The organism is Pseudomonas sp. NBRC 111139 (assembly GCF_001753955.1).
GTDB lineage: Bacteria > Pseudomonadota > Gammaproteobacteria > Pseudomonadales > Pseudomonadaceae > Aquipseudomonas > Aquipseudomonas alloputida.
The window spans coordinates 1-7820 of sequence record NZ_BCBP01000119.1 but is presented as its reverse complement, the minus strand read 5'-3'; the positions used below and the strand labels follow the sequence as shown (position 1 = coordinate 7820).

The 7820-nt window shown below is 62.6% G+C and carries 7 protein-coding genes and 1 pseudogene; 1 reads left to right on the top strand and 7 read right to left on the bottom strand.

Annotation, left to right across the window (positions count from 1 at the left end; all coding sequences use genetic code 11):
- Nucleotides 1–171 precede the first annotated feature (171 nt).
- Entirely contained in the window at nt 172–1278 is a 1107-nt protein-coding gene (locus tag BJQ17_RS28945; RefSeq protein ID WP_003252173.1) for an NADH:flavin oxidoreductase/NADH oxidase, read from the top strand.
- A 68-nt stretch (nt 1279–1346) separates the two neighbouring features.
- Here the strand turns inward: BJQ17_RS28945 and BJQ17_RS28940 are convergent, their stop codons facing one another.
- From BJQ17_RS28940 to ydcS, 7 genes and pseudogenes are all read right to left on the bottom strand, one after another.
- Nucleotides 1347–1679: a type II toxin-antitoxin system HicB family antitoxin gene (locus BJQ17_RS28940; protein WP_003252175.1), complete on the bottom strand. Its 333-nt coding sequence runs from the start codon at nt 1677–1679 to the stop codon at nt 1347–1349.
- Nucleotides 1676–1869: pseudogene (locus tag BJQ17_RS30735) on the bottom strand (type II toxin-antitoxin system HicA family toxin). The gene BJQ17_RS28940 and the pseudogene BJQ17_RS30735 overlap by 4 nt, the downstream one beginning before the upstream one ends.
- Nucleotides 1870–2057: 188 nt before the next feature.
- Nucleotides 2058–3482 carry a gamma-aminobutyraldehyde dehydrogenase gene (locus tag BJQ17_RS28935; RefSeq protein WP_070096968.1) on the bottom strand — a complete coding sequence of 475 codons (1425 nt, stop codon included), beginning with the start codon at nt 3480–3482 and terminating at the stop codon, nt 2058–2060.
- Between the two features lie 17 nt (nt 3483–3499).
- The gene (locus tag BJQ17_RS28930) at nt 3500–4306 is read right to left on the bottom strand and encodes an ABC transporter permease (RefSeq protein ID WP_003252179.1); all 807 of its coding nucleotides are present in this window, start codon (nt 4304–4306) and stop codon (nt 3500–3502) included.
- Nucleotides 4296–5207, bottom strand: coding sequence for an ABC transporter permease (locus tag BJQ17_RS28925; RefSeq protein ID WP_003252181.1), 912 nt, complete (start codon nt 5205–5207; stop codon nt 4296–4298). Before BJQ17_RS28925 ends, BJQ17_RS28930 begins: the two co-directional genes overlap by 11 nt.
- 1 nt (nt 5208) lies before the next feature.
- Complete coding sequence (locus BJQ17_RS28920) at nt 5209–6240, bottom strand: ABC transporter ATP-binding protein (RefSeq protein ID WP_014860534.1); 1032 nt, start codon at nt 6238–6240, stop codon at nt 5209–5211.
- Between the two features lie 150 nt (nt 6241–6390).
- On the bottom strand, nt 6391–7542 hold the full coding sequence (ydcS, locus tag BJQ17_RS28915) for a putative ABC transporter substrate-binding protein YdcS (protein WP_003252185.1): 1152 nt from the start codon (nt 7540–7542) through the stop codon (nt 6391–6393).
- Between the last annotated feature and the right edge of the window lie 278 nt (nt 7543–7820).

The following is a 7820-nucleotide window of genomic DNA, read 5'->3' as shown; positions in this document are numbered from 1 at the left end:
TCGATCTCACCTTAGAGCCTGACACCCGCACCCCGCACCCCACCCAAAATCCCATGGAACCTCCCCCCCACCCATTCTGGTCTAGTCTGAAGTTATGACCGGACCTGGGCCAGGGACGTGTAATTGAGTGTCCAGGCCGGATCACCATTGGAGTCCTTGGGAGGTGCCCTCATGAGCCTGCTGCTCGAGCCTTACACCCTGCGTCAGTTGACCCTGCCCAACCGCATCGCCGTGTCACCAATGTGCCAGTATTCAGCCGTCGATGGCCTGGCCAACGACTGGCATCTCGTCCATTTAGGCAGCCGCGCCGTCGGTGGCGCCGGCCTGGTAATCACTGAAGCCGTGGCGGTGACCGCCGATGGCCGCATCACCGCCGAAGACCTTGGCCTGTGGGACGACGCGCAGATCGCCCCGTTACAACGCATCACCCGCTTCATCACCGCCCAGGGCGCCGTGGCTGGCATCCAGCTGGCCCACGCCGGGCGCAAGGCCAGCACCTATCGCCCATGGCTGGGCAAACCAGGTAGCGTCAAACTGGAAGAGGGCGGCTGGCAGCCGGTGGGGCCCTCGAAAATCGCCTTCGACCCGCAACACACCGCGCCGCGCGAGTTGAGCCAGGACGAGATTGAGGATGTGATTGGCGCCTTCGTCGCCTCGACCGAGCGCGCCTTGAAGGCCGGTTTCAAGGTGGTTGAGATCCACGCCGCGCACGGCTATCTGCTGCACCAGTTCCTATCACCCCTGAGCAACCAGCGCCGCGATGAGTACGGTAGCAGCTTTGAAAACCGCATCCGCCTGACCTTGCAGGTGGTCGAGGCAGTGCGCAAGGTTTGGCCCCCGGAGTTGCCACTGTTCGTGCGGGTTTCGGCAACCGACTGGGTGGAAGATGGTTGGAACCCGGATGAAACCGTCGAACTGGCACGCCGCCTGCGGAGTTTGGGCGTGGATCTGATCGATGTTTCTTCTGGTGGCACCTCGGTCAACGCCGAGATCCCCACCGGCCCCGGCTACCAGACCCGCTTTGCCGAGCGCGTGCGCAAGGAATCGGAAATCGCCACCGGCACCGTGGGCATGATCACCGAACCGGCCCAGGCCGAGCACATTCTGCGAACCGGCCAGGCCGATATCATCTTCCTCGCCCGCGAACTGTTGCGCGACCCGTACTGGCCTCTGCATGCCGACGACGACCTGGGCGGCAACAAGGCCACCTGGCCTGCGCAATACCAGCGTGCGACCAGCCGCGCCAACCCGATTCACGAGTCGGATTTGCGCGACTGACCCATGCCTTGCGCGGCCCTTGCAGGAGCGGCCGTGTTTCGCGAAAGGGCCGCAAAGCGGCCCTGGGTTCAGCTATAGGCAGCCTTGCTGAGAATATCGCTTACCCATTGGTTGATGCTTTTTTCAGCCAGCTCGGCCTTGGCCGCCACACTGGCGTGAAGGGTAGGCTCAAGGCGTAGGCTGAGTTTGCCGGAATACGTTTTCTGCGGTTCCCGCCCAAGGCGTTCGCAAGTCTCAAGATAATCGTCAACGGCTTCTTCAAATGCCTGGCGCAACTCACTGATCGATTCGCCATGAAAACCTATCACGTCGCGAATACCGGCGACATGGCCGATCAGCAACTGGTCTTCATCGCTGTATTCGATACGAGCGGCGTATCCGCGGTAAGTCATTACATTCATGGTAATACTCCTGCCTGCTCAATGAACTGGCGGGCGTCTCTTAGTTGATAGGGCTTGGCGTGCCTGTCCGGATGAGGGCGGTGGAAGGTTGCCACTGCTCCATTGAGTTCAAAGCGAACCCGTGATCCTCTTCCTTCTACGACCTGGCACCCAGCGATACCAGCAGAGACTCCACCCGCGCCCACTCCAGTGTTCTGGGAACCGGCCTTTTAAGTAATGCTTCAAGTGTGGCTTGCTGATGATTATTCGTGGTATCAGATTATGATACCAACCATGAGAGCTCAATGAATGTGCAGTAGGAGGGAGTAGATCACGGGTGAAGGAAAATTCTGAGACGTTGACCGAGGGGCATTCAAGCCCCTCGGTCAACGCGAGCACTTAGTGCTTGATCATCACATGCCGCACACAGGTGTAGTCCTCCAGCCCATACATCGACATGTCCTTGCCATACCCCGAATGCTTCTGCCCGCCATGGGGCATTTCGCTGACCAGCATGAAGTGGGTGTTCACCCAGGTGCAGCCATACTGCAAGCGCGCCGCCAGGCGGTGGGCGCGGCCGGTGTCGCGGGTCCATACCGACGAAGCCAGGCCGTAGTTGGAGTCGTTGGCCCATTCCAGTGCCTGCGCTTCATCGGTGAAGCGGGTGACCGAAACCACCGGGCCGAACACTTCGTTGCGCACGATCTCGTCGTCCTGCAGGGCGTCGGCCAGCACGGTAGGCTCGAAGAAAAAGCCATCGCCCGCTATCGGCTTGCCACCGGTTACCAGACGAATGTGCGGCTGGGCGATGGCCCGCTGCACCAACCCGGCGACCTTGTCGCGGTGCTGGGCACTGATCAATGGCCCCAGCTCGGTGTCCTCGGCCTCTTGCAGGCCAGGTTTCAGGCTCGCCACTGCTGCACCCAGGCGCTCGACGAAGCGCTCGTAGATCCCGTCCTGGACGTACAGGCGGCAGGCTGCGGTGCAGTCCTGGCCAGCGTTGTAGAAGCCGAAGGTGCGGATGCCATCAATGGCGGCATCGATGTCGGCATCGTCGAACACCAGCACCGGCGCTTTGCCGCCCAATTCCATGTGCATGCGTTTCATGCTGTCGGCGGTGGCACTGATGATGTGCGCGCCGGTGGGGATCGAGCCGGTCAGCGACACCATGCGCACCTTGGGATGGGTTATCAACGGGTTGCCGACCGTCTGGCCGCGGCCGAAGAGAATGTTCAGCACCCCCGGCGGTAGCAAGTCCTGGGCCAGCTCGCCCAGGCGCAGGGCCGTCAGTGGCGTCAGTTCGGATGGCTTTATCACCACGGTGTTGCCGGCAGCCAGGGCCGGGGCGATCTTCCAGGCCAGCATCATCAGCGGGTAGTTCCACGGCGCGATGGACGCCACCACGCCCAACGGGTCGCGGCGGATCATCGAGGTGTGGCCCGGCAGGTACTCGCCTGCCGCCGAGCCGCCCAGGCAGCGCGCAGCACCGGCAAAGTAACGGAACACGTCGGCAATCGCCGGGATCTCGTCATTCAGGGCAGCGCTCAGGGGCTTGCCGCAGTTCTGCGATTCCAGCCGGGCCAGTTCATCGCCATGGGCTTCGATGGCGTCGGCCAGCGCCAGCAAGGCCTGCGAACGGTCTTTAGGGCTGGTTTGCGACCAGCTGTCGAAGGCTTGGTCGGCAGCGCGTACGGCGCTGTCTACCTGTGCCTCGGTGGCTTCATTGATCTGCGCCAGGGCAGTGCCCAGCGCCGGGTTGAGCACGGTCCAGGCCGGGCCTTGGCCAGCGACCAGCTGGCCATTGATCAGCATCTGCGTTTGCATCGGGGGCTCCTCCAGGGTCATTTTCCACCGCCCGCGACGCTGTCTCCGCCACGGGTCAGGTAATAGGCGCCAAGAATCGGCAGCATGGTCACCAGCATCACCAGCATGGCGACAACGTTGGTCACGGGCACGTCGCGTGGGCGGCTGAGCTGGTTGAGCAGCCAGATCGGCAGGGTGCGCTCATGGCCGGCGGTGAACGTGGTGACGATGATTTCATCGAACGACAAGGCAAAGGCCAGCATGCCGCCCGCCAGCAGCGCCGAGCCGAGGTTGGGCAGGACGATGTAACGGAAGGTCTGCCAACCGTCGGCACCAAGGTCCATCGAGGCTTCGATCAGGCTTTGCGAGGTACGCCGCAGGCGGGCGATCACGTTGTTGTAGACGATCACCACGCAGAACGTGGCGTGGCCGACTACGATGGTGAACACCCCGGGCTCTATCCCCAGCGTCTTGAACGCCGAGAGCAGGGCGATGCCGGTGATGATGCCTGGCAGGGCAATGGGCAGGATCAGCACCAGCGAAATGCTCTCCTTGCCGAAGAAGCTGCGCCGATAGAGCGCCGCCGAGGCCAGCGTACCGAGCACCAGTGCGATCAAAGTGGCCAGGCAAGCCACCTGCAGCGACAGCTTGATTGCCTCGAGCACATCGGGCCGGGCAAAGGCCACGTCGATCCACTTCAGGGTAAAGCCCTTGGGTGGAAAGCTGAACGCCGCGTCTTCGGTGTTGAAGGCGTACAGGAAGATGATCAGGATCGGGAAGTGCAGGAACAGCAACCCGCCCCAGGCCGCCAGGCGCAGCCCTGCAGACGCTTTTTCAGAGTGCATCGAAGGCCCCCAGACGCTTGACGATGGCCAGGTATACCGCGATCAGCACAATGGGCACCAAGGTGAACGCGGCGGCCATCGGCATGTTGCCGATCGCCCCTTGCTGGGCATAGACCATGCTGCCGATGAAGTAGCCGGGCGGCCCGACCAGCTGCGGCACGATGAAGTCGCCCAGGGTGAGCGAGAAGGTGAAGATCGAGCCGGCGGCGATACCGGGGATCGACAGCGGCAGGATCACCTGCACGAAGGTTTGCCCCGGCCGGGCGCCCAGGTCCGCCGAAGCCTGCAGCAGCGACGGTGGCAAGCGCTCCAGCGAGGCCTGGATCGGCAGGATCATGAATGGCAGCCAGATGTACACGAACACCAGGAAGCGCCCCAGGTGCGAAGTCGACAGCGTGCTGCCGCCCACGCCCGGCACGGCCAGCACCGCCTGCAGCAGGCCGTCCAGGTGCAACTGCTGGACGAACCATTGGGCCACACCGCCCTTGGCCAATAGCAGGGTCCAGGCATAGGTCTTGACGATGTAGCTGGCCCACATCGGCATCATCACCGCGATGTAGAAAAACGCCTTGGTCTTGCCGCTGGTGTAACGCGCCATGTAATAGGCGATGGGGAAGGCCAGTACCGCGCTGGCCAGCGACACCGCCACCGCCATGCCCAGGGTGCGCAGGATGATGTCGAAGTTCGACGGGTTGAACAGTGCGGCGAAGTTGCCCAGGGTCAGGTCCGGGGTCACCGCCATGGTGAAGTCGTCGAAGGTATAGAAGCCCTGCCACAGCAGGTTCAACAGCGAACCCAGGTAAATCGCGCCGAACCAGGTCAGCGGCGGGATCAACAGCAGTGCCAGGTACAGGTTGGGGCGCCGGTACAGCAGGTTGGACAGGGCGCGCAGTGTGCTCATCTCAGCGGCCCTCGGTTTCCTGCAGCACCGTCATGGCTTCGCGGGGCCAGTGCGCCTGCAGGCGTTGCCCCGGCTGCCAGGCCTGCACCTGCTTTTGCCAGCGGTCATTGGCCTGGCTTACTGCCAGCAGTTGACCGTTTTCCAGCTGCAGTTCGTAGCGTGTGGCGCTGCCTTGGTACTGGACATCACGCAGCACGCCGCTGACCTGTACCTCATGGCTGGTCACTACCGGGTCGCCCAGGCGAATGTGTTCGGGACGGATGGAGAAGGGCGCAGGGCTGCCGTTGAGCTGCATGGCCAGCTCGCCACGCACCACGTTGGACGTGCCGACGAATTCAGCGACGAAGGTTGTGCTGGGCTTCATGTACAGGTTGCGCGGGGTGTCGACCTGTTCGATACGGCCGCGGTTGAACACCGCGACCCGGTCGGACATCGACAGTGCTTCGGTTTGGTCGTGGGTGACGAAGATGAAGGTGATGCCCAGTTGGCGTTGCAGCTTTTTCAGCTCGCCTTGCATCTGCTCGCGCAATTTCAGGTCCAGCGCGCCCAGTGGCTCATCGAGCAGCAGCACCCGCGGGCGGTTGACCAACGCCCGGGCCAGGGCCACGCGCTGACGCTGGCCGCCAGACAGCTGTGCCGGCTTACGCGCGCCATAGCCGGCCAAGGCCACCATGGCCAGGGCTTCTTCGGCGCGGCTGTAGCGTTCGGCCTTGCCCACGCCTTTTACCTTCAGGCCATAGGCGATGTTGTCCAGCACGTTCATGTGCGGGAACAGCGCATAGTCCTGGAACACTGTGTTGACGTCACGTTGGTAGGGCGGCAGGCCAGCGGCCTCGACCCCTTGGATGCGGATCGAACCGCTGGAGGGTTGCTCGAAGCCTGCGATCAGGCGCAGGCAGGTGGTCTTGCCCGAGCCGGAAGGGCCGAGCATGGAAAAGAACTCTCCATCGATGATGTCGATGCTGACCTGGTCGACGGCCTTGACCTCGCCGAAGGTGCGGGAAACCTGGGTGAACTGGACGGCTAGGGGCATGCGTGGACTCCAGGTATGAATATGTCTCCTGTGCCGGCCTCTTCGCGGGCAAGCCCGCTCCTACAGGTGGAGCGCCACCCTTGCAGGCGGTGAAGAACCTGTGGGCGCGGGCTTGCCCGCGAAAAGGCCGGTACAGGCATTCAGACAACCTCAGCGACCACCCATGATCGCAATGTAGTCCTGGGTCCAGCGGCTGTAAGGCACGAACTTGCCGCCTTGGGCCTGCGGTGTTTTCCAGAAGGCAATCTTGTCGAAGTTGTCAAAGCCGTTGGTCTTGCAGCCCTCGGCCCCCAGCAGCTCGCTGCCGGTGCACGCCGCCGGCACAGCCGGCAACGAGCCGAACCAGGCCGCCACATCGCCTTGCACCTTAGGTTGCAACGACCAGTCCATCCATTTGTAGGCGCAATTGGGGTGCTTGGCCTCGGCGTGCAGCATGGTGGTGTCGGCCCAGCCGGTCGCGCCCTCCTTGGGAATGGTCGAGGCCACTGGCTGGTTCTCGGCCTTGAGGCCATTGACCATGTAGCCCCAGGAGCTGGAGGCAACCACGCCTTCGTTTTTCACATCGCTCATCTGCACCGTGGCGTCATGCCAATAGCGGTGGATCAGCGGTTGCTGTTGGCGCAGCAGTTCCAGCACGGCCTTGTATTGTGCCTCGTTCAGTTCGTACGGGTCCTTGATGCCCAGTTCGGGCCTGGCCGACTTCAGGTACAGCGCTGCATCGGCGATGTAGATCGGCCCGTCATAGGCTTGCACGCGGCCCTTGTTTGGCTTGCCGTCGGGCAGGTTCTGCGGCTCGAACACCACGCTCCAGCTGGTGGGTGCCTGCTTGAAGGTGTTGGTGTTGTACAGCAGCACGTTTGGCCCCCACTGGTACGGCGTGCCGTACACCTGCTTGTCGACCACATACCAGCCACCGTTCTGCAGGCGCGGGTCGATGGTTTTCCAGTTGGGGATCAAGGCGGTGTTGATCGGCTGTACGCGCTTGCCTGCAATCAGCCGCAGCGATGCATCGCCCGAGGCGGTGACCAGGTCATAGCCGCCCTTGGTCATCAGGCTGACCATCTCGTCCGAGGTGGCGGCCGTTTTCACGCTGACCTTGCAGCCGGTTTCCTTTTCGAAACCGGTCACCCAGTCGTAGGCCTTGTCGCTTTCACCGCGTTCGATGTAGCCGGGCCAGGCGACGATGTCCAGGCGCCCCTCGCCGGCCCCCAGGGCCTTGGGCGCTTCGGCGGCCTGCAGGCTGGCGCTGGCCAGCATGGCGCAGGTGGTGGCGCCGAGCAATGCGGTCTTGTGCACTGACATGGTGTTCCCTCTTCTTGGCGATCTTGTTCGGGCAGTCATGAGGCAAGCAGTGAAGCAATTGTTATAAGCGTAGTGCGTGAGTGCGAGGTATTGGCGATATCGAGTCTAGTTGGCTTTTTGCCAGCTAACGCAACATCCTGAAGCAAATCCCTGCATGGCGTGTGCTCGGCCAAGCCTTACTCTGGCGTTTGAATCTTCTTACGTGGAGACACGCGAATGAATACCCGGGGCTTGCTTGATCAACTCCTCAAATCCGGCCAGCAACTGCTCGAGAAGCA

Bases quoted from the DNA above. Each gene is read 5' to 3' on its own strand.
- BJQ17_RS28945 (WP_003252173.1), top strand. From the start codon at position 172: ATGAGCCTGCTGCTCGAGCCTTACACCCTGCGTCAGTTGACCCTGCCC.
- BJQ17_RS28940 (WP_003252175.1), bottom strand. From the start codon at position 1,679: ATGAATGTAATGACTTACCGCGGATACGCCGCTCGTATCGAATACAGC.
- BJQ17_RS28935 (WP_070096968.1), bottom strand. From the start codon at position 3,482: ATGCAAACGCAGATGCTGATCAATGGCCAGCTGGTCGCTGGCCAAGGC.
- BJQ17_RS28930 (WP_003252179.1), bottom strand. From the start codon at position 4,306: ATGCACTCTGAAAAAGCGTCTGCAGGGCTGCGCCTGGCGGCCTGGGGC.
- BJQ17_RS28925 (WP_003252181.1), bottom strand. From the start codon at position 5,207: ATGAGCACACTGCGCGCCCTGTCCAACCTGCTGTACCGGCGCCCCAAC.
- BJQ17_RS28920 (WP_014860534.1), bottom strand. From the start codon at position 6,240: ATGCCCCTAGCCGTCCAGTTCACCCAGGTTTCCCGCACCTTCGGCGAG.
- ydcS (WP_003252185.1), bottom strand. From the start codon at position 7,542: ATGTCAGTGCACAAGACCGCATTGCTCGGCGCCACCACCTGCGCCATG.